This window comes from Rhodococcus phenolicus (assembly GCF_001646785.1).
GTDB lineage: Bacteria > Actinomycetota > Actinomycetes > Mycobacteriales > Mycobacteriaceae > Rhodococcus > Rhodococcus phenolicus.
In genome coordinates, this window is record NZ_LRRH01000127.1 from 31,991 (window position 1) to 53,963 (window position 21,973).

The following is a 21,973-nucleotide window of genomic DNA, read 5'->3' on the forward strand; positions in this document are numbered from 1 at the left end:
TTCCGGCCGGACCGTCAGCCCGTGACGGTGAGGTTCTCGGGGATGCCCTGATCGTTGATCTCACCGATCAGCATCTGCGAGGAACAGATCGACGGCATCATCGAGAATGCGGTCCCGTTGCAGGTGAACGTGATTCCGCCGCCCGCAGGCATTTCGACGTTCGCGGCGGTGCGCAGCGCCTGCTGGATCGACGCGGCATCCACCTCACCCGAAATGCCGGTCGTGGCGGCAGCGAGAGCCATCACCGTCTGATAGCCGGTCGAGCCGTACCCGGTCGGCGACAGGTCGGGGGCGTACTCGGCGAGAATCGACCTGTACAACACTGTGTCGGGTCGCTCGGACAACGCATCCGTCGCGGTGATACCGATGTTGCCCTCGACGTTGTCGATACCGATCGCCTTGACGACGTTCTCGTCGAGACAGGTCGGAATCAGAACCTTCTTCACCGTCGGCGCGGTCGTCTGTACCGCTTTCAGCACAGACGTGCATGTGGCGGCATCGCCGATGAAGCTCACGCCATCGGGGTTGCTCGTCAATCCGGCCGTGACGACGGGCGTGGGGTCCGGGACGCCGAGAGGCATGGGCACGACTTCGAGCTCGACACCGAATCCTTGAAAGATCGGCTTGCCCATCTGGTCGATCATGGCCGCGATTCCGCCGCCGTCGCTGGCGAACATGGTGAACTTCGCCATTCCCTCCTGCTTGGCCGCGGTGGCGGCCGCTGTCAGAGTCCCGGGCAGCCCTGCGGAGAGGGATGCGACCTCGGGCGAGGTCAGTTCGATCGGCGCGACACCGTTGAGGGTGACGTACGGGATTCCGGCGCCGATGACGATCGGAACGATGGCCGGTCCCTGCGACGTTCCCGGCGACAGGACGGCGGCGACCTTCTGCTCGACGAACTGATTCGCGCAGGCCGTCGCGGAGGTCGGCTCCTCCTGCTGCTTGCAGACGACGAGATCGACCGGTCGGCCGGCGAGCCCGCCGCCGTTGTTGTTGAGGTACTCGACCGCGGCTTCGGCTCCCTCCCGCATTTCCGGTAGTGACACCGCTGCCCCGCCCTCGGTCGAGACGAAACCGATCTTCACCGGCTCTCCGCCGGCAGGGTTGCTCGGCAACGCGGATGTGGACGCGACTTCTGCTGCGCCCTCCGGCGATTGGTCTCCGGCGCATGCAGCGGTGCCGAACATCGCGGCGAGCAACAGTGCGCTGGTCCCGGCGACAGTCCGGAACTGTCGATTTCGACCGCTCGAGTTCATAACGTGGACTCCTTCAGACGATGGCAATGCCCGACTCGACGAGGTGCCGGACACAGTTTCCGGATTGAGTGATCCAAGTCACTTCTGATTTGGCGGTGAATTATGCGTACACGAAAGAGCGCCGTGGACGGGAGCCTCCCGTTGAACGGGACGCCCGTTGCAAAACCGATCCGCGCAGTACAGCGGCGGCAACTTCCCGAGACCCGCAGACCGGGCGGTGATATGTCGGTGTGGCTCCCATTCGACCGCGCGGGAGAGGTGCAACGGGAATCTCGATTCAGTGGCCCGCTCAGTGGGAGACTCGGGTCCATCCCGAGGAGTCCGGGCGTCACCCTTGCGGCCGGAGGGTTTCCGCGTCCCATCGGCGAACACATCGTCGAGAAAGTGAGCCAACGGAAATGAGACAGCTTCGACGCTATGAGGGCCGTCGCGTGCTGGTCACCGGCGGCGGATCCGGTATCGGCCAGGAAACCGTGTTACGGATCCTCGCGGAAGGGGGCAGTGTCGTGGCAGCGGATGTCAGCGAAGCGGGATTACGCGACACACTGTCCAAGGCACACGATGCCGAGCATCGCCTGAGCACGACCGTGGTGGATGTCGGTGACGAGGATTCCGTGCGCGGCGGGACAGCCGAGGCTGTCCGTCACCTGGGCGGTCTCGATACATTGGTGAATGCCGCGGGTGTGTTGCGATCGGCCCATTTCGAGGAGACGACGCTCGCGGCTTTCGAGCATGTGCTGCGGGTCAACCTCGTCGGCACCTTCCTGGTGACCAGAGAATCGATCCCGGCATTGCGGGCGGGAGCGAGTCCCGCCGTGGTCAATTTCAGCTCGACGTCGGCGATGTTCGCTCACCCGTACATGTCCGCCTATGCCGCATCCAAAGGCGGAATCCAGGCAATGACCCACTCGCTGGCGATGGAGTTCAGCAAGCAGGGCATCCGGTTCAATGCGGTGCAACCGGGCTCCATCTCCTCTGGAATGACCGACGGTACCGGCGAGGCACGCCGGAGCGTCGGACCGGGCTTGCCCGCGGACGCCGACTACACACTTTTCACCAAGATCTCGCCATCTCTACCGCTGGCCGACGGAGCGATGTTCGCCGGTCCGGATTCGGTGGCTGCGGTGGTTGCGATGCTCGGTTCTCCGGACGCCTACTTCATCACGGGAACCGAGGTGCGCATCGACGGCGGATCACATATGTGAGTGCCGCCGAGTGGGCCGGCAGCCGGAATCGACCGACCGCTCAGTGGAATCCGCCGTCGCCGCATCGATCGGCGGCCGGTCCAATCGGGGTATGCATCCACCACCGTCCGGGGGACGGTGGACCCACCCCACACCCGGAGGATCCGATGAACGGTGACACGCGCTTCGCATTCACCAAGATCTTTGTCGACGACATCGAGGCCCAGGCCGCCTTCTACTGCGCGGCCTTCGACATGACCGAGAAAAATCGGCTCACCATCGGCGAGGGCGAGAGCGCGGTCGAAGAGATCATCCTCACGAGCGGGCGCAACGACGATTCGTCCCTGATCGTCTGGCGCTACGTCGAGCGTCCCACCCCGGTGCCGGGAGAGGCCGTCCTCGGATTCAATGTGCCGGACGTTCAGGCCACCGTGCGTGCAGTCCGAGAGTCCGGAGGGACAATCGACACACCGATCGAGCAGATGCCCGACATCGGCTTCGCGGTCGCGTTCGTGAAAGACCCCGAGGGGCACCTGATCGAGGTAACCCAGAACCTGCGGACCACGGAAGGCGCTGGTGCATGATCTCGTTGGCGGATACGACCGCAATCGTCAGCGGTGGAGCATCCGGTATCGGCGCCGCAATCGCGCGCGGTCTCGCCGGCCTGGGCGCCCACGTCGTCATCGGTGACGTGCGCGTGGACGAAGGCAGAGCCGTCGCCCGTGAGCTGGGGGGAACCTTCGTTGTCTGCGATGTGAGCATCCCCGAGCAGGTCACCGAACTCGTCGACACCGCGGTCACGTGTGGCCCGCTTCGTCGAGTGGTGGCCTCCGCCGGTATCGGCCACACGGAACGTACGTTGGCGGGAACTCCCGGCGAACAGCGTATTCACGACCCGGACGCGTTCGAGCGTGTGCTCCGGATCAATCTGTTCGGAAGCTTCGACCTCGTGCGACGAGCCGCCGCGGCGATGGCTGGGCAGGATCCGGACCCAGCGGACGAGCGCGGCGCCGTTCTCCTGGTCTCGAGCGTCGAGGCGTTCGACGGGCAGGCAGGTCAGGTCGCCTACTCGGCCGCAAAAGCGGCACTGGCGGGCATGACCCTTCCGCTGGCCCGCGACCTCGCGGACTACGGCATACGCGTCAACACGATCGCCCCCGGGTTCATCGACACACCCATCTACGGCGATCCCGGTACTTCGGCCGCGTACAAGGCACTGCTCGCAGAGGACGTACTGTTTCCTCGACGGCTGGGCAGCGTGGAGGAAGTGGCAGAACTGTCGCTGGCATGTCTCGGCAACCCCTACCTCAACGCCGAGACGATTCGCATCGACGGCGGAATACGGATGCGTCCCTTCCTTCCTGCACGCTGATCTCTTCACGCTCCGAATCGGCACGGCCGATGCGCCTTCGATGCGTCGGCCCCACCCCATTCTCGGGGTGGGGCCTTCCGCTGTCGGACACGATTCACCGTACGTCCAGCGGTGCCTCCGCCGGGTACTCGCGGGGCGCCATGGCGTAGAAGTCGGTCAGCTGCGCGATGAACGCGGTGTCGTTCATCGCATCGCCGGGTACCTCGACGGTGGCACCCTTGGAGCGCATGTCGTCGATCAACATCCCGAAGACCTTGTCCGGGTCGAGATCGTCGGTATGGTCCTGGAAGCGCCGGACGTCGGCGACGTCGTCGAACAGCAATGCGGTGTAGTGCACGAGCATGCGCAAATCGTCCTCGCCGAAGCGTCGGATCTCCTTGTCACCATTACGGATCGACCATTCACCCCCGTCCACGGCATGGAGTTCGGACGTGATGTCCAGCTCGGGGTAGTCCCGCTGATCCCTCCTGCCGTTGGCTTCCCGCCGGTGATACATCCGAGAATTGTCGGTCAGGAATGTGGTGTTCCAGAACGGCGCTGTCAGCCGCTCGGGAGCCTTGTCCGGTCCTTGAGGCCAATAGGTGAAACCACCGTCGACGTCGGATCGCGCGAAGTAGGTGAGCACCTGCGCGGTCTTGACTTCCCACTCGTCGAAGAGACCCGACTTCGTCATGATCGCCAGAAGCCAGATCGGCGTGTTGAACAGGCCCATTCCACGGAATCTCCCGGTGTCGAAGTGCCCGGCATCGAAACTGTGCGAGGGGCCGCACAGGTTGAACAGGAGGTCGTGTGCCATACCGTATTTGGCGCCGTGAAGGGAGCGCGCGGTGTCGAGGAGCTTGCGGCCGAAGTAGATGTCGTGCAACTCGGGATGGAAGACGACGCCGTCGTTGGCCAGGAATCCCCGGAACACCGGTGCGACGAAGTCTGACAGCTTTGCGTCCGGTTTCCGGTCCTTACCGCCCGAAATCGCCAGGTATTCCTCCGTCGACGAGAAATGGTGGGCGAGAATCAACCGCCACGGACCCTTCGCGCGAATCACCGAGAAGATCGTATCGATTTCCTCCGGCGTGTAGAAGTCCTCGATCAAAACCGGTGGTGCAATGGGGATCATCGGATGTCGTTCGATGGTCGTCATTGACGCTTCCTCTCTACGCAGTGGATACTCCGCGGCGAACTCAGTGGCTCCCGTCACGGTATGTGCGTTCGAATGCCCTCGCCGAGAGCAGATCCCATCAGGCGGGAGACCTGCACCGACGGCAGAAGATTCAGGGGCGGCAACGTCGAACGACCCGTTGTGTGGAACACAGGGTTCGGGCGGGTGGATCGTCGTGTCCTAATCAGACGGACCCGGCGCTCACTCGAAGCACGCCGACTCTCTGCCGAAGTCGAGGAGAACCTTGTGAAGATATCCCCACGCATTGCTGCGATCATCGGTGCAGGCGCTGCCGTGGCCACCTTGTTGAGTTCCTGCTCCGGATCGACCGCCCCCGCCGACACCTCTTCCGGTGAGCCCCAACGCGGTGGCAGCCTGACGTTCGCTTTCAACACCGAGGCACAATCGGTGGACCCCGCCACGTGCGCCATCGGCGTTGGAATGCACCCGTGCCAGGCGATCTACGGCGCGCTGATGTACTACAACCTGGAAACCCGCGAGTTCGAACCGGGCATGGCCGAGTCCTTCACGACCGAGGACGGCAAGACCTGGACGTTGTCACTGCGGCCGAATCTGACCTTCACCGACGGAACGCCGTTCGATGCCGAAGCCGTTGCATTCAACTGGAATCGCATACTGGATCCCGCACAGCTCTCCCGGGGCGCGGCCGTGGCACGAACCCTCCGGTGGGAGGTCGTCGATCCTCGGACACTCCGGCTCGTTTCGGAGGAGGTCAACTATCAGCTCCCGCTCGCGCTGACCGAGGACCTCGCGTTCATCGGGTCACCGGCCGCCATCACCGGCAAGGGCGCGGATTACGGCAGCAGCCCGGTCGGCGCCGGGCCGTTCACGCTCACGTCGTGGGCTCGCGGCACCGAGATGACCCTCGATCGCAATCCGGGCTACTGGGACCAGCCACGACCCTACGTCGACCGGCTGGTGATCAAGACGATCCCTGCGGACGATCAGCGATTCAACGCCTTGCAGGCCGGCGAGCTGGATGTCATGGCAGTTACATTGGAGAAGTACGCCGACCGCGCCGAGAGCGCAGGAATGAACGTCGTCACAGCCGAAATGCTCGGCGGAACGGGCTTCCGGATGAGCAGCCGCGGCAAGCTCGCCGATCACGAACTGCGGACGGCCATCGACAAACTCGTCGACAACGAGCAGATCATGAATGCGGTGTATCCCGGCGAGGCGGTCGCGACGGGCTTCACCCCCGAGAACAGCCCGCTCCACAGCGCCGGGGCTTCGTGGCCTGCGCGAGACGTCTCCGGTGCACAGGCCCTCGTCGACGGATACCGGGCACGCAACGGCGGCGCGGATGTCGAACTGAGACTGAATATTTCCGCGGGAAGCCCCGTGCTGACCCAGGTCGGCGAGCTGCTCCAGGCCCAGTTGCAACAGGTGAACGGACTGAAGCTGGACATCGAGCCACTCGACGGTAGCGCCTATGCCGCTGCGCTGAACTCCGGCAACTACGACCTCATCATCGCCTCCGTGGGCGGTGCACATCCCGACAATCTGTACAAGGTCTTCCACACCGAGGGTGCGTCCAACGGGGCCGGGCTCTCGGATCCCGCCGTCGACGAGGCACTGGATCTCAGCCGTGCCTCCGGTGATCCGGTGGTGGTCGACGACGCCTACCGGTCCGCGATCGAGAGGATTGTGGCGGCGTCCACATACCGGTTCTGGCGACACGCCGAGGTCAGTCTCCTCAGCCCCGACGATGTTCACGACGTTCGGCCCGCGTACCAGTACTGGTTCCGGCCGGACCTCGCGTGGATCGGGTAGCGACCGCCCTCCCTCGCTCGGCAAGCCGATGTGCCGAGTGATGCGATCCGGTGGCGTCGCCGTCCGCGCAGGCCTCGGCGTCCCGTTGTCTCCCGGATCGTCGCCGAACTCGGCGACGATCCGGGGGTCGGGCCCGCCTGCCTGCGGGAATCGGCCACGCTCCGGAGCACCCCGCGGTCGAGGTGCCGTCAGTCGAGCTGTTTGCGCACCCGGTCGACCCGGTCCTGCCATCTGTCGAACCAGTCGGGCGAGGGGAAGATGTGGGTCTTACGGGCTGCCATGGCGGCGACCACGAGGTCGGCAACGTACGCAGGTGAGACGCCCTGGTCGATGTCGCTGTTCACCTTGTCCCGCAACTCCTCGAGTTGCGGATCTGCCTGCGCCCGCGGGACGTGCCCGGCCGGCGCGTTCCGCTCGTCGTTTCGAATCGAGGTGGACGTGTACGCCGGGCACAGCACGGCGACACCGACGTGCGGATACTCCGTTGCGAACTCGTGCGCCATGCTCTCCGACAACGCGACGACAGCCGCTTTCGAGGCGATGTACGGGTGAAGCGGTGCTGTGGTCGTGAAACCCGCCATCGAAGCGGTGTTCACGATGTACGCCTCGTCCTGAGCGGCCAGGAGAGGAAGGAAGATGTTGCAACCGTTGACAACTCCCCACAGGTTGACCCCGAGCGTCCATTCCCACGTGGCGAGGGAGGTGGTCGCGAAGCGCTGCATTCCGCCCACGCCGGCGTTGTTGCAGAGAACGTGGACCGCACCAAAGTTCTCCACGGTGGCGTCGGCGAGCGCCCGGACCGAGTCGGGGTCGGCGACGTCGGTCCGAACGGGAAGGACCTCACCGAGTGCACCGAGTCGGCCGGCGGCCGACTCGAGATCTGCCGCGTCCAGGTCGGCAATGACGACCTTCATGCCCTCCTGGAGGAAGCGGGTGGCGAGGCCGTAGCCGATGCCGTTCGCGCCACCGGTCACGACCGCGACACGTCCTTCTAGGTTTCTCACCAATTTTCTCCTGATATGAGATCGGTTGTTCCGTAGGTGTTCGGAAGAGTCCGGGCCGATTCCGTTCGCACCGCCGGTGACGACGGCGACGCGGCCATGCAGTTCCTTCATCTTCCTCCTCGACAATTCGTACTGAGCGGGAGGTCAACGTCCCGGGAAGGACCCGCCGTTGAGGTGGATGGTCTGCCCCGTGACGAATTCCCCCGCAGCCGAGCACAGCCACAGGCATGCGGCGCCGACGTCCTCGCCGGTACCCAAGTGCCCCATGACGTTTCCTTGCCAGATTGCATCGATCACCGGAGAATCACCGGCTGCGATCGTCTCGCGCAATTTCTCCATCAGCCCCAGGGCAAGGGTGTTGACGGTGACGCCACGCGGTCCGACCTCCGTGGCGATGTGCCGCACCGCTCCCTCGATTCCCGCCTTGCCGGCCCCGTACATCGATCCGCCGAGACCACGGCTCGCCACCGAACCCGATCCTGAGGAGATCTGCACAATGCGGCCCCAGCCGCGCTCCACCATCCCCGGGAGGACCACGTGCATCATGTTGAGCGAACCGAAGATGTTGATGTCGATGTACGGGCGCCATGCTGCAGGCTTCGAGTCGAGGAACGGCAGCATCTGCCCACCGATCGGCAGGCCCGCGTTGTTGACGAGGATATCGATCGGGCCCACTTCTTGCTCCGCCGCCCGCACGCCGGAGAGGACCGCGTCGTAGTCGGTGATGTCGAACGGCATCGCGATTGCAGAGCCGCCCTCTTCGCGGATCGCCGCGGCACCGGCTTCGGCGCGCTCGGACATCACATCGTTGACGACCACAGCGGCGCCGTACGCCGCAAGGGTACTTCCGATACCGAGTCCTGTGTTCTGGCCCCCTCCGGTCACGAGTGCAACCCTGCCCTCCAGGCCGAACCTGACTGCCATGCAATCCACCTCCGTGCACGCGAAGCCGAAAATCGTTTCATCCCATCCGAATATCCGAGGTGTCGCCCGGACCACCCGACCACCCGCTCAGTGGAACATCCGGTTCAGCGGCCGCTGTGACGTGTGACCTAATGCACTCGCCGTCTTTGGTCCCAATTCGAAGCGTGCCCGTTCACCCGGCTTCGTCGAGGAGAGTGCTGTGAAGATCCGTCCCCGTCTGATGGCAGCTGCCGGTCTCGGTACCGCCGTCACCTTGTTCCTGTCCGCCTGCGGCGGCGAGCCGGCGTCATCCGGCGCGTCCGGTGGTGATCCGGTGCGCGGCGGAACACTCGTTTACTCGTACAACACAGAAGCACAGTCGGTGGATCCGGCCACCTGCGCGATCGGCATCGGTGTGGCCCCCTGCCAGGCGGTGTACGGTGCGCTGCTCTACTACGACACCGAGACCGGTGAGATCCAGCCGGGGATGGCCGAGTCCTTCACGACCGAGGACGGCAAGGTCTGGACGTTGAAGCTGCGTCCCGGTCTGACATTCACCGACGGCACCCCGTTCGACGCCGCCGCCGTCGCGTTCAACTGGGATCGAATTCTGGATCCCGCCCTCCTGTCTCCCAGCGCGTCGGTTGCCGGCAATATCGCCTGGGAGGTCGTCGATCCGGCAACACTCCGCATCACCTCCGACGAGGTCAACTACCGGTTGGACTTCGGCCTGACGGAAGCCCTCGCCTACATTGCCTCCCCCACCGCGATCCGCGAAAAGGGAGCGGACTTCGGCAACAACCCTGTGGGGGCCGGACCGTTCACACTGACCTCCTGGGCCCGCGGCACGGAGATGACACTCGACCGCAACCCGACCTACTGGGACCAGCCCCGGCCCTATGTCGACCGGCTGGTGATCAGGACGATTCCCGCCGACGACCAGCGCTTCAACGCACTGCAGGCGGGCGAGGTCGACGTCATGGCGGTGACCGTGCACAAGTATGCGGACCGAGCCGAGAGCGCGGGCATGAATGTCACGCGGGCCGCACTACTCGGCGGAACCGGAGTACGGCTCAGTCACCGTGGTGCCCTCGCCGATCCCGGCGTGCGCACCGCGATTGCGAAGCTGACCGACAACCAACAGATCATGAACGCCGTCTACCCCGGCGAATCCGCAGCGTCCGGCTTCACCCCCGAGGACAGTCCGCTCTACGATCCGGGATCGGCGTGGCCGGAGCCGGACGTCGAGGGAGCACAGCGACTCATCGACGAATATCGTGCTCGTACCGGCAGCGGCGACATCGAACTCACCTACGTACTCACAGCCGGCAGCCCTGTACTGAACCAGACCGCCGAACTGATCCAGGCACAACTGCAGCGAGTCGACGGTCTGCGAGTGCGCATCACACCGCTCGAAGGAGGCGCGTTCGCTGCGGCGATGACCTCGGGTGACTACGACCTCATCGTCAGTGGGCTCGGTGGCGCGCACCCCGACAACCTCTACAAGGTCTTCCGGACCGGAGGTTCGTCCAACAACTCGGGCTATTCGAACCCGAAGGTCGACGAGGCCCTCGATCTCACCCACACCTCCAGTGATCCGGAGACGGTGGCGAATGCATACAAGACCGCCGTCAACGAACTGGTCGCGACCAATGCGTACCGCTTCTGGCGACACGCCCGGACCGATCTGATCAGCCCGGCGAATGTCCACGGCATCGAAGTTGCCTACCAGTACTGGTTCCGGCCCGAACTGGCGTGGGTGCAGCAATGATGTACAGAGCCGCAGCACGACAGATCGCGAAGCTCGTCGCAGTTCTCGCTCTCGTCAGCGTGACTACATTCCTCCTGCTCGAAACGATCCCCGGCGATCGGCTCGCCTCGGTCCTGCCGGAGGGGGCAACTCCGGAGATGCGCGCTGCTGCCGAGGAGAGATTCGGTCTGGACGGATCTCCTGTGGAGCGGTTCTTCGGATGGCTCGGGGGCGCCCTGCACGGCGATCTCGGACGGTCGATGCAGTCACAGGTCCCGGTGGCCGAGTCGATCCTCGAACGTCTGCCAGTCACAATCGAACTGGCCACCTTGTCCATCGTCCTCGCGCTGCTCATCGCCATCCCCATCGGGGTGTACTCGGGATATCGCCCCGGCGGCGTCGTCGATCGTGTCGCAACGTTCCTGTGCTCGATCACCCTGTCGATTCCGAGTTTCCTTCTCGGCGTATTGCTCGTCTTCGTCTTCGCGGTGACGCTGTCCGCACTTCCCGTCACCGGCTGGACACCACTGTCGGAGGGCTTCGTGCCGCATGTCCGCGGCCTGGTGCTCCCGGTCGTGACCCTCGCCGCCGTCGAGACGGTCGGGTTCATCAGACTTCTCCGCAACGACATGGTCGCCACCCTGCAACAGGACTTCGTCCTGTCCGCCCGCGCTCGTGGACTGCCCACCCCACGAATCCTGCTGGTACACGCTCTGCGCCCTTCCGCATTCTCCCTTCTCACCGTGATGGGTGTGTCGCTCGGTCGATTGATCGGAGGGACGGTGATCGTCGAGACTCTGTTCTCCCTCCCGGGGCTCGGCACGTTGGTGATCACCGCCATCACCGGTAGGGATTTCGTCCTGGTCCAGGGCATCGTGCTGGTGGTGGCCGTCGCCTACGTACTGCTCAATGCTCTTGTCGACCTGACCTATCCGCTCCTGGACCCGAGAGTGAGGACTTCATGAGCCGTAGCCTGGACAAACCCACGTCGGTCGTCGAAGTGGACCCGGCTTCCGATCCGGGTCCCATGGGCGAGCGGCCGCCCGTGGACGAGTTCACTCCCTCTCCGGCAGCAGCGAAGCCGGCCGGGCGGCGCCGTCGGCGTCGACGCGATGTCGGCGCCGTCCTCGGCGGGTGCTGGCTGGTGCTGATCGTGCTGGCGGCGGTCTTCGTGGACTTGCTGCCACTGCCTGCCCCGGACGCGATAGGCGACCTGTATTCGCTACCCCCGTTCCAGAATCCCGACCATATCCTCGGCACCGATCAACTCGGCCGCGACCAGCTCAGTCGCGCACTGTACGGCGCCCGGGTGTCACTGGCGGTGGCAATCGGCGCAACCCTGTTCGCCATGGTGACCGGCACTGCCGCAGGTCTCGTCGCCGGTTACTTCCGCCGCACATTCGACGTGGTGTTCGACCTGTCCACGAATACAGTGCTCGCCTTCCCCCCTCTCATTCTTCTCATCGCCCTCGTCGCACTTCGCGAGCCCAGTGCCGTGACACTCGCGATCGGTCTCGGCGTGGTCGGAGCACCGACATTCGCGCGCATCGCCCGCGCCAATACGATCGCCTATGCGGAACGTGAATTCGTCGTCGCGGCAAAGTCCATGGGTTCGACCAGCACGCGCATCCTGTGGCGCGAGATCCTGCCCAACGCGCTTCTGCCGGTCGTCTCGTTCGCCACTGTGGTCGCGGCGACACTCGTCGTCGCCGAGGGCTCGCTGAGCTTCCTCGGTCTCGGCGTTCCGCCGCCGGCACCGAGCTGGGGTGGGATGATCGCCGCCGGACGCGAAAGTCTCTACGAGAACCCTGCTCTGGTGCTCGTCCCGGGCATGTTCTTCTTCCTCACGGTCTTCTCTCTCAATCGGGTCGGCGACTGGGCACGCGGACGTGTGGGGCGGGAGTCGTCGCTGTGATCGTCAACGGAAAGGACACCGGTACTGTGCCGGAAGTACTACAGCGGCCGCAGGATACGAAACTCCCGACGTTGTCGGTGACCGACCTGCGGGTGTGGTTCGACACTCCGCGCGGCATGGTGCGCGCGGTCGACGGCGTCACGCTCGATGTCGCGCCGGGACGCACGCTCGGCATCGTCGGGGAATCCGGCTCCGGTAAGTCCGTATTGTCGCGCGCCGTGATGAACATCCTTGCCCCCAGCGCCGTTGTGCAGGAGGGCTCACGCATCGAGTTCGAGGGCCGCGACACCGCGACGCTGGGGCGGGACGAAGCACGAGGGTTATGGGGTGCACAGCTGGCGATGGTCTTCCAGGACCCGATGACGTCTCTCACGCCCGTCCTGACGATCGGCTCGCAGCTCACCGAGACGCTCCGTCGTCATCTGCCGATGAACAAGGCGGACGCTCTGGCCCGGGCAGAGGAACTGCTGGGATGGGTGGGTATCCCGGAGCCCCGCAAACGGCTGAATCAGTATCCGCACAATCTGTCCGGGGGTATGCGACAGCGCGTGGTGATCGCCCTGGCGTTGGCCTGCTCTCCCCGTCTGCTGATCGCCGACGAGCCGACGACAGCGCTGGATGTGACGGTGCAGCACCAGATCCTGAATCTGCTCGAGCGCTTGCAGCACGAACACAACATGGCGATGGTGCTGATCACCCACGACCTCGGCGTCGTTGCAGGACGATCCGACGAGATCGCGGTGATGTACGCGGGGCGAGTGGTGGAACAGGCACCGACCAGAGTGTTGTTCCGCGAGATGCGGCATCCGTACACTCGCGCGCTGGTGGGCTCGATCCCGCGGATCTCCGATCCCAGTCACACTCGGCTGCGGGCGATTCCGGGCCGGCCACCGACCGTCGTCGACCCGCCACCCGGGTGCGCGTTCGCGGCGCGCTGCCCGCACGCGAGACCGCGTTGCCTGGCCGAGACACCCACCCTGATCACCGGCGGCACCGTCGGCGACAGGCACCGGCACGCGTGCTTCTTCCCCGTCGGCACGCCCGCCGGGGACGAGGCCTGGACAACCAACTTGAACGAAGGACGGACCGCCGCAGGTCTTCCGGTGGACGCGAGGAGTGTGCTCTAGATGGCGGGAACAGGAACAGCGCACCTGCGTGAGGCGGAGAGCGACGAGCTGCTGCTCACCGTCCGCAATCTGGTCGTGGAGTACGACACCGGACGCACAGGAAAGGTGCAGGCGGTCTCCGATGTCAGCTTCGACATCAAACGAGGCGAGACACTGGGCGTGGTCGGCGAATCCGGCTGTGGCAAGTCCACCGTTGCCAAGGCCGTCATGCAGCTCCCGCCGCCGACGGCCGGTGAGGTGAAGTTCAAGGGCGTCGACCTGGCCGCCATGTCTCCCCGCGAACTGCGGGCGGCGCGCCGAACACTTCAGATGATCTTCCAGGACCCCATATCGTCTCTGAATCCGCTGCGCAAGGTACGCCACATCGTCGCCGAGGGGCTCGATGTGGCGCGCGGCCACAGCCGCGCCGAGAAGCAGGCGAAGGTCGACGACATCCTCTCCGTGGTCGGACTCGACCCGGCCGCCGCGGGTGACCGACGGCCACACGAGTTCTCCGGTGGCCAGTGCCAGCGCATTTCGATCGCTCGTGCCGTGGTCGTCGAACCGGAACTGGTGATCTGCGACGAGCCGGTCTCCGCCCTCGACGTCTCGGTCCAGGCCCAGATCCTCAATCTTCTCGAGGACATGAAGGAACGCTATGGTCTCACCCTGTTGTTCATCGCCCACGATCTTGCCGTGGTCAAGAACGTCAGCGACCGCGTGATGGTGATGTATCTGGGAAAACTCTGCGAGGTCGCCTCCCCCGACGCGCTCTACGCTGCGCCGCTGCACCCGTACACCGAGGCGTTGTTGTCGGCGATCCCCGAACCCGACCCGGAGGTGGTGCCCACGGACAACGCACTGTCGGGAGACCTGCCCTCGCCCATCGATCCGCCGAGCGGATGCCGCTTTCGCACCCGCTGTCCCCGGGCCGCTGCGGTCTGCGCCGAGCAGGAACCGCAGATGCGGGAGGTGCGTCACCGGCATTTCGTCGCTTGCCATTTCCCCTTGGACGCCGATCTCGTCCGGGCGGCGGAAGGAGTTGCATCCTGATGAAAGAGCATCCCATGATTCCGGCCGCACGTCCCCGATTCGTCGAAGATATCTACACGCCGGACGAGCAGGCCGTTCTCTTCGACATCATCCGCACCCGCGGTCCGTGGCGGCTCATCGCAGCACAACACTTCTCGTCGGCTGAGGAATTCCTGGCTGTAGCCGGTGGCAGGAACCACACTCGGATGTCCGCCCCGGCACTCTCCGACTTCTTGACACCGACGTTCCGAGGCTACATCGGCAACTACGGCACGGTGCTCGAGCAATCAGCGCACGACATCTACTACAGCCGACGGCTTCTCGACATGATCAAGTCCATGCACGGAGCGTCGTACGCGGTTCCGAACAGCTTCCTGTTCAATCTGCGCGCTCCCGCACACAGTTTCGATGCGGGACATTTCGACAGCCCGAGCTGGCGTGGAATGGACAAGTTCAACACCCCCACCTGGTTGTTGAGCGTGATGGCGAAGTCCGGGCTCTTCGACCGGTGGGAACTGCGATCTGGCCAGGTGATCGCCTACTACTACGACTCGGACGTCGACGGTGGATTCACCTACTGGCCCGAGGGTCCCGACGCGCCCCCGGCCCGGTATCCGGCACCGTTCCGGAACAGCGGCATCCTCACCCACAACGAGAAGATGTTCCACCGGGGAGAAGCCAGTGGCCCTCGCCACATGCGGTCGGTTCCCGATTTGCAGCTCGATTCGGCGATCCACGGAGTGGGCGACTCCGAATGGGCGATCTGCAACGGCGACGAGGAGATTGCACGCTATCACGACCGCCATATGCGCTTCCTTTTTCACTACGGCGCGTTCGTGTTCGACGACATGGCGGAACTCCGTCGCTATTTCGAGCACACCGATGATCTGGACCTCGATACCGCGGTAGCGATTTTCACGGACGATCTTCGCGGTCGTGGGATCCGGTGCCCGGAGCCCACCGATCCCTTGCATGATCGTGACTTCGTCTCGGTACTCAACAGTGCATACGCGATGGCGCCGGCCGAGTATCCGGCCGAAGCGCCGTTGGATGTCCCGAACACGGCATGATCCGGTTCACGGCTCGAAGCGATTCCGGCGGACCGGGACCGCTTCGAGCCCGTGGCCGGACGTCACCGAATCTCGTCCATGATGTGCGGAAGGTCCTGCGGCACACGAGACGTGAATACGGGGTCGCGCTTCTCGAGAAACGCGGAGACACCTTCCTTGCCGTCGCCGACACTCGTGTAGAACATAGCGAGGGATTCTCGTCTGTGCGCTGCCAGCGGCGACGACTCGGCACTGTTTCGGTACATCATCCGACGCGTGAGGGCGGTCGCAACCCGGGACCTGCCGTCGACGAATCGGTGAGCGAGCGCGCGGGCGGCCGGAAGCAGGTCTTCCTGTGCATGGACGGAGCGGATCAGGCCGAGTTCCTTCGCGGTCGTTGCATCGACGATATCCGCGGAATAGACCAGTTCCAGAGCATTCTGCATCCCGACCACACGAGGCAGGAACCAGGTCGAGCAGGCTTCGGGCACGATACCCAGACGACCGAACACGAACCCGATCCGCGCCGACTCCGAAGCCAGGCGGAAGTCCATCGGCAGCGTCATCGTCGCCCCGATCCCGACCGCCGGGCCGTTGATCGCGGCGATCACCGGCTTCGGGCACGCGTGGATCGCCAACGATACGCGGCCGCCGGTGTCTCGGACGCCACGGACGATGTCCGGATCGTCGAACCGTTCGACCATGTCGTCGACGGTCGGCCTGAGAGTCTCGTCCAGCCCGAAGACATTTCCTTCGTTCGACAGATCCATGCCGGCGCAGAATGCCCGCCCCGCTCCCGTGACGACGACGGCGGCGACGGCGTCGTCCTCGGCCGCTTCACCGAACGCCGCCTCGAGATCGTCGGCCATCCCGACGGTGAAGGCATTGAGGTTGCCCGGCCGGTTCAACGTCAGGGTGAGGATTCCGTCCTCGACATCGAAGATCACGGTGTCGCCGTGCATGATCAGTCCCCGTCCACAGGTCCGCGTGCGGCACCGATTCCGGCGCGGCGACCGAAGAAGCTGCCGTCACCGAGACTGGCACCACTGGCGTATCCACCGGCACAGACACCGGCCGTACACCGGCCGGCAGCAAAGAGGCCCGGTATGGGTTCTCCCGACACATGGAGCACCTCGGAGTCCACGCTCGTCTTCAGGCCGCCCAGGGGAAATCCGCTCGTCATTCCACGCAGGTCGAACGCGGCGATCGGCGTCCCGATGGGCTTCACCCATTCGGCCTTCTTGGAGAACAACGGATCGGCCCCGGTTGCAGCGTGCCGGTTGTAGAGATCCACCGTCGAGGTCAGGGCGCCGGCGGGCAGTCCCATCTCCGACTCGAGCTCCACGGCGGATTCGCACACCCAGGTCGGTTGCGGACCGGGAATTCCGGGACTCAGAGCTTCGTCATGCGCGGCCTGATCGATGATCAGGAACGCCTCGTTGTTCTGCTGGAACAACATCGCCTGTCCGATCCTGCCCGGATAGGTGTCCTCGGCGATGAATCGCTGACCGTACGCGTTGACGAGAATGCCCCGGACCATCAGTCCGGGCACGGTATGAACCGCGACCTCGGCTGCGTCCATGTGTGCCGTCGCAGCGCCCAGCGCCTGCCCGATCCGGATCGCCCGGCCGTCGTGCGCTTCGACAGCAGAGCCCGGCCGCCCCACGAGCACGGGGGCGTGATCGCGCACCATTTCCTCGTCGAAGGCGAAACTGCCCATCGCGAGCACGACGCCCCGCCGAGCACGAACGGTGATCGGCTTGCCGTAACGTCGAGCGACGACACCCACCACCCGCCCCTTGTCGTCCACGACGACCGTCTGGACCCGGATATCGTATTCTGCTGCGACCCCGAGCTTCTCGGCTGTCTCGACCAGTGGCTTCATCAGCATGTACCCGCCGCCGCGTTCCCCGGTCCTCTTGTTGTCCATCCGGGGGAGATGTCCGCGCGGTGCCGGTGGGATCATGTCCTTGAACGGTGCCGCGTTCTCACCCCCGGAGTACATCAGTCCTTCGTCGTGGGCGGGTTCCCAGCCGGGTTCGCCCCAGAATTCCTCCTTGAACGGCACCCCTGCTTCCACGAGCCAGTTGTAATGGTCGACGCTTCCTTCGCAATAGGCATCGATCTTCGCTTCGTCGGTGGACGGACCGAGTGCGGCTTTCATGAACGCTTTCATGTTCTCGACCGAGTCGTCGAATCCACATGCCTTCTGTAGCGGTGTCCCTCCCCCGAGGTAGATGAAGCCGCCGGCCATCGATGCAGCACCACCCCACCCGCCGGATCGTTCGAGCACCAGCACCTCGGCACCCGCGCGCGCGGCTTCGACCGCTGCGGCGACGCCCGCAATTCCGTAGCCGGCGACGACGACGTCGGCGGTGAGATCCCAGTCCGAAATCTCTGATTCGAGAACCGGACGGACCGTATCAGCAAGCATGTGAATCTCCTCGACGTCCCGCGGATGCACCAGCGGCCGCACGGTCTCACCAACGTTCCGCCGGACGGGAGCTTTTCTCCCACTGAGCGGTCCACGGAGGCGGCATTCGGGAGAGCCACCGCGGAGACTCGGTCCGGCCGTCCTTCGCACGGCACGATGCGTGCATTGTCACGTCGGAACCGGCGCGCTCGACTACGGAAGCCGCGCTCGACCCGCACAAAGGAGAACAATCGATGTCCGACCCCGCAAGGCAGGCAGCCGCAGGTGTCCCCGATCGTGCGACGGTGCCGAGATCCTCGTTCCTGGTCATCACCGCCCTGGTCCTCGCGGAATGCGTGAGTGCCTTCGAGGCCGGCATGGTCTTCATCGCCCTCCCACGATTCGGGGAGATCTTCGGGGCCCCCGCATCCACGACCGGGTGGGCTGTGACCGCCTACATGCTCGTAGCTGCAACCACAGCGTTGGTGGGTGGCCGGCTCGGCGATATGTACGGCCGCAAGAGGGTTCTCATCATCGCGATGATGGTGTCGATACTCGGGTCCGTCATCAGCGTGTTCGGCGACTCGATGGGCGCGATCATCCTCGGCCGAGGTGTGCAGGGCGCCGCCGGTGCGATTCTGCCGCTCTGCTACGGCCTCGCACGTGAGGTGTTGCCCCCGGCGAAGGTGTCCCTGGCAGTCGGCTACATCAGCGGCGCGGCACTTCTCGCAGGCTCGGGCGGTTACTTCATCGCGGGAGTGCTCCTGGACGTGGCCGACTGGCACATGATCTTCGTCTTTGCTGCCGTGCTCGCCCTCGTGGCGTCTGCCGTGGCCGCGTTCGCCCTGCCCGGCACCCACACCCGCGGGGAACTGCCGCGCTTCGATTATCTGGGTGCCGCACTGTTGACACCCGGCCTGGTCGCACTTCTCTTCGGCATCACCCAAGGGCCGAAGTGGGGATGGACCAGTCTCGGTGTCGTCGGGCTCATCGGCGGTGGCGTTGTGATCCTCGCCGGGTGGACCGTGTGGGAACTGCGTCAGAGCGATCCCCTCGTCAACCTCCGTGCCCTCGCCAGCAAGAGGATGGCACTCAATCTGATTGCGGTGTCCGTGCTCTCCCTCGGGCCTGTCGGAGCCGTGCAGATCGTCACCCCGCTGATTCTCCAGGCACCGGCCACCCTTCCCGTCGGACTCGGCGCCTCGGCGAGCATGGCGGGTCTCGTCGGTGGTGTAGGTGCGATCATCGGTTTCGCCGCCGCTCCGGTCGCCGGCGTGGTCGCCGGACGCTGGGGTGGCCGAAGCGCGTTCCTCGTCGGGGCCGCGCTGTTCGCCGTCGCGAATCTCATGATCCTCGTCGGTCACAAATCCATGCCCGTCATGATCGGCGTTTTCGTAGTCGGCGCTGTTGCAACGGCATTCGCCTACACCGGCTACCCGAAGATCGTCATCGAGTCCGTCCCCGAGGACGTCACCAGCGTCACGACCGGTGTCCTGGCCACCGCCCGGCAGGCCTTTTCGGCGGTGAGCGTAGCCATCGTCTCGGTCATGCTCTCCCTGTGGACCGTGCCGGAAACGACCATGCCCACAACGGCATCGCTGAACCTTGCTGTCGGATGGTTCATCGCATGTTCGTTGATCGTTGTGGCGATCTGTCTGTTCATCGGTCGGCCGCAGTCCTCCGGCGGGACCGCCGACGGCACGAAATCCGGGGAGATCGCAGCTTCGGCCACTTCCGCCTGACCGTTGCACCGCATCGTTCCTGATGCTGCGGTAGGTTCCTCTCCCGCGAGGCGGGAGAGGAACCTGCCCAGGGCATTTCGCAACCGTAGGGTTCCGGACATGGCAGACGAGACGATATACGTGGTCGACCGTGTGGTCACCAAACCCGGATGTGCGCGCAAGTTCGTCGAGGCATACGTCGCAGAGTACGTACCGGGTGGACGCCGGCGCGGGATGACACTCGACCGGATTCTCGTCAGTCCTCCCGTGTGGTTCGACGAGGACTGCAATACGGTCACCATCACATGGACCGTCGACGGCGTCCGCTCCTGGTGGGAAATGACGCGTCGGAGCCGGCAGGACCCGACGCTCGGTGAGTGGTGGTCGAGCATGGACGAATTGATCGCGGAACGAACCCGAACGATGGCAGCCGAGGCCGACGACATCGAAGGACTGAGCAATGTATAACGTCACCCGGGTCGTCCACTTCGACGCCGCCGCCGACGCCTCGGATCGCGCCGAATACGTCGAGGACGTACGCCTCGCCGTCAAAGAGTTCGAAGCGCTACGCCGCCTCGTCTCCCCGACGCTGCCGGGTGTGATCAACGGCGGTGATCTGCTGGTCCACCTTCGGCTCCCGACGGCGGACGATGCGGCCGCGGTGGTCCGCTCCTTGGACAGCATTCTCGGATCACCGATCACCGCTCGGCTCGACGGGGTGCAATACCACGCGCGCCGGGCTAGCTCACGCCCGGAGACACCTCGGACCGTCTATCGCGCACTACTGCTGCGGGTCGCGGCCGACACACCGGAAGAAACCGTCGAGCAGTTCGAGCGCGATCTTCTGGCGATGCCCGAGCACATCCCGTCGATCGTCTCGTGGCGTCTGAGTCGCGTGGAGAAGTCCGTCGGCCCGACGTCGTGGACACACGTGTGGGAGCAGGAGTTCTCCGATCACGCATCGCTCATGGGCCAGTATCTCGACCATCCGATCCATTGGGGCGTGGTGGACCGCTGGTTCGATCCCGAGTGCCCCGAGTCCGTGGTCCGCGATCGCGTGTGCCACACGTTCTGTGCTCTCGAGGACACAGTCATCGAATGAGGTCCTCCCGCCGCGTCTGAAAGGCAGCGTCCCGCGCTGCCACCGATCGTGCGGGACCCACACAGCCCTCGCAGTTCGGTGTTCCGGTCACCGGGAAGGGGTCTTCGGTCCCGCAGGGACGATGCCCACCATGAACGAGAGTAAATCCGTCCCTACGGACCGGATCCACTGTTTCCGGAGTGAGGATCACAATGAGTGCGGCTTCCGCCTCTTCTCGCGTGGACGATGACGACCGCGTCTACGACGAGGATGTCCGGGTGATGGTCGACGCGATGCGCGCCCGTCGATCCCCTTCCCTGCAATCAACGGGAGTAGGACCGGCACGTGATGCGCTCGAATCGATCTCACGGCCGCCCGGCCCCGACATGCAGACCGTTCGCCGCGTCGAGTTCGAGGGCCCACACGGCCGGGTGCCCGTGCGTGTCTACCGTCCACATGGGGCACCGGAACAGACAGCGCCGGTCGTGGTCTGGTTCCACGGGGGTGGAATGATCATGGGCTCCCTCGAGTCGTTCGATCGCCTCGCACGGGAGGTTGCCGCCGCGACGAACGCTGTCGTTGTCAACGTCGGCTATCGGCTCGCACCGGAACATCGATATCCGGTCGCGCACGACGAGGCGTACGCGGCCGTGCGCTGGGTACGGGAAACTGCCGCGCGGTGGGGTGTGGACCCCGACCGCATCGCTGTGGGTGGTGACAGTGCCGGCGGCGGTCTGGCCGCTGCAACTGCTCTGCGGGCACGCAACGAGGGCGGCCCGCGCCTTGCGCAGCAGATCCTCGTCTATCCCGGACTCGAACGACGTTGTGATCGACCGTCCATGCGCACGTTCGCCGACAGTCCGTTCCTGCGTGCCGAGGACATCGACTGGATGAAGTCGCTGTATCTCGGTGACGACCCTTCGACGGACGACGAGTACGGCACACCTGCTGTCGCCACGGATCTGGCGGGACTGCCGCCTGCCGTCGTGGTGTGCGGGTATGCCGATCCGCTCCGCGACGGGGTGGAGGATTACGGGCGGCGACTTCAGGAGGCCGGAGTACTCACGGCGATCATCCGCTATCCCGGTGTGGGCCACGGCTTCTTCATGCAGTCCGCTTCCGTGGCCCGGGCGCGCAGCGCGATCGCCGAGGTCGGCGGACTGGTCGCCGCACGCTTTGCGCGGAACTCGTCCGCCGTTCCCGACTGACGTGGACGGGAGCACAGGCGGTCGCACAG

General features: G+C 65.0%; 20 protein-coding genes. 14 read left to right on the forward strand and 6 right to left on the reverse strand.

From position 1 onward, the window contains the following. Positions 1-14: 14 nt before the first annotated feature. Positions 15-1,256: an ABC transporter substrate-binding protein gene (locus tag A8G15_RS26465; protein ID WP_068166017.1), complete on the reverse strand. Its 1,242-nt coding sequence runs from the start codon at positions 1,254-1,256 to the stop codon at positions 15-17. A 398-nt stretch (positions 1,257-1,654) separates the two neighbouring features. On the opposite strand from A8G15_RS26465, the gene A8G15_RS26470 reads away from it, so the two are divergent. From A8G15_RS26470 to A8G15_RS26480, 3 genes are all read left to right on the forward strand, one after another. Next, positions 1,655-2,461 carry an SDR family NAD(P)-dependent oxidoreductase gene (locus A8G15_RS26470; RefSeq protein WP_068166018.1) on the forward strand — a complete coding sequence of 269 codons (807 nt, stop codon included), beginning with the start codon at positions 1,655-1,657 and terminating at the stop codon, positions 2,459-2,461. Positions 2,462-2,607: 146 nt separating this feature from the next. Beyond that, a complete protein-coding gene (locus A8G15_RS26475; RefSeq protein WP_068166019.1) occupies positions 2,608-3,024 on the forward strand; it encodes a VOC family protein in 417 nt (138 codons plus the stop codon). Then, a complete protein-coding gene (locus A8G15_RS26480; RefSeq protein ID WP_156665576.1) occupies positions 3,021-3,812 on the forward strand; it encodes an SDR family NAD(P)-dependent oxidoreductase in 792 nt (263 codons plus the stop codon). Before A8G15_RS26475 ends, A8G15_RS26480 begins: the two co-directional genes overlap by 4 nt. Positions 3,813-3,906: 94 nt before the next feature. On the opposite strand, the gene A8G15_RS26485 is transcribed toward A8G15_RS26480, so the two are convergent. Further along, complete coding sequence (locus A8G15_RS26485; protein WP_068166020.1) at positions 3,907-4,950, reverse strand: hypothetical protein; 1,044 nt, start codon at positions 4,948-4,950, stop codon at positions 3,907-3,909. 264 nt (positions 4,951-5,214) lie between these two features. Between A8G15_RS26485 and A8G15_RS26490 the strand changes: the two genes are divergently transcribed. Next, positions 5,215-6,762: an ABC transporter substrate-binding protein gene (locus A8G15_RS26490; RefSeq protein WP_068166021.1), complete on the forward strand. Its 1,548-nt coding sequence runs from the start codon at positions 5,215-5,217 to the stop codon at positions 6,760-6,762. 188 nt (positions 6,763-6,950) lie between these two features. Here A8G15_RS26490 and A8G15_RS26495 read toward each other — a convergent pair whose 3' ends face one another. Next, positions 6,951-7,766 (reverse strand): SDR family NAD(P)-dependent oxidoreductase, encoded by an 816-nt coding sequence (locus A8G15_RS26495; protein ID WP_068166052.1) that lies wholly within the window; start codon positions 7,764-7,766, stop codon positions 6,951-6,953. Between the two features lie 144 nt (positions 7,767-7,910). After that, positions 7,911-8,690 (reverse strand): SDR family NAD(P)-dependent oxidoreductase, encoded by a 780-nt coding sequence (locus A8G15_RS26500; RefSeq protein ID WP_068166022.1) that lies wholly within the window; start codon positions 8,688-8,690, stop codon positions 7,911-7,913. Positions 8,691-8,889: 199 nt separating this feature from the next. On the opposite strand from A8G15_RS26500, the gene A8G15_RS26505 reads away from it, so the two are divergent. The 6 genes from A8G15_RS26505 (at position 8,890) to A8G15_RS26530 (ending at position 15,542) form a co-directional block, all read left to right on the forward strand. After that, a complete protein-coding gene (locus A8G15_RS26505) occupies positions 8,890-10,440 on the forward strand; it encodes an ABC transporter substrate-binding protein (protein WP_068166023.1) in 1,551 nt (516 codons plus the stop codon). Beyond that, positions 10,437-11,384, forward strand: coding sequence for an ABC transporter permease (locus A8G15_RS26510; protein WP_082900180.1), 948 nt, complete (start codon positions 10,437-10,439; stop codon positions 11,382-11,384). Before A8G15_RS26505 ends, A8G15_RS26510 begins: the two co-directional genes overlap by 4 nt. Continuing rightward, positions 11,381-12,334 carry an ABC transporter permease gene (locus tag A8G15_RS26515; RefSeq protein WP_245688013.1) on the forward strand — a complete coding sequence of 318 codons (954 nt, stop codon included), beginning with the start codon at positions 11,381-11,383 and terminating at the stop codon, positions 12,332-12,334. The genes A8G15_RS26510 and A8G15_RS26515 overlap by 4 nt, the downstream gene beginning before the upstream one ends. Positions 12,335-12,450: 116 nt before the next feature. Next, complete coding sequence (locus tag A8G15_RS26520; RefSeq protein WP_082900186.1) at positions 12,451-13,461, forward strand: ABC transporter ATP-binding protein; 1,011 nt, start codon at positions 12,451-12,453, stop codon at positions 13,459-13,461. After that, positions 13,462-14,493: an ABC transporter ATP-binding protein gene (locus tag A8G15_RS26525; protein ID WP_068166025.1), complete on the forward strand. Its 1,032-nt coding sequence runs from the start codon at positions 13,462-13,464 to the stop codon at positions 14,491-14,493. After that, positions 14,493-15,542, forward strand: a complete 1,050-nt coding sequence (locus A8G15_RS26530; RefSeq protein ID WP_068166026.1) for a hypothetical protein — start codon at positions 14,493-14,495, stop codon at positions 15,540-15,542. Before A8G15_RS26525 ends, A8G15_RS26530 begins: the two co-directional genes overlap by 1 nt. Before the next feature lie 62 nt (positions 15,543-15,604). Here the strand turns inward: A8G15_RS26530 and A8G15_RS26535 are convergent, their stop codons facing one another. Continuing rightward, entirely contained in the window at positions 15,605-16,483 is an 879-nt protein-coding gene (locus A8G15_RS26535; RefSeq protein ID WP_068166027.1) for a crotonase/enoyl-CoA hydratase family protein, read from the reverse strand. A 2-nt stretch (positions 16,484-16,485) separates the two neighbouring features. Next, positions 16,486-17,955, reverse strand: a complete 1,470-nt coding sequence (locus A8G15_RS26540) for an FAD-dependent oxidoreductase (protein ID WP_068166055.1) — start codon at positions 17,953-17,955, stop codon at positions 16,486-16,488. Between the two features lie 233 nt (positions 17,956-18,188). On the opposite strand from A8G15_RS26540, the gene A8G15_RS26545 reads away from it, so the two are divergent. From A8G15_RS26545 to A8G15_RS26560, 4 genes are all read left to right on the forward strand, one after another. Continuing rightward, positions 18,189-19,676 carry an MFS transporter gene (locus tag A8G15_RS26545; RefSeq protein WP_082900181.1) on the forward strand — a complete coding sequence of 496 codons (1,488 nt, stop codon included), beginning with the start codon at positions 18,189-18,191 and terminating at the stop codon, positions 19,674-19,676. Positions 19,677-19,775: 99 nt separating this feature from the next. Then, complete coding sequence (locus tag A8G15_RS26550; RefSeq protein WP_068166028.1) at positions 19,776-20,123, forward strand: hypothetical protein; 348 nt, start codon at positions 19,776-19,778, stop codon at positions 20,121-20,123. Further along, positions 20,116-20,757, forward strand: coding sequence for a Dabb family protein (locus A8G15_RS26555; RefSeq protein WP_068166029.1), 642 nt, complete (start codon positions 20,116-20,118; stop codon positions 20,755-20,757). Before A8G15_RS26550 ends, A8G15_RS26555 begins: the two co-directional genes overlap by 8 nt. Positions 20,758-20,948: 191 nt before the next feature. Then, positions 20,949-21,944, forward strand: a complete 996-nt coding sequence (locus tag A8G15_RS26560; protein WP_068166030.1) for an alpha/beta hydrolase — start codon at positions 20,949-20,951, stop codon at positions 21,942-21,944. Positions 21,945-21,973 lie beyond the last annotated feature (29 nt).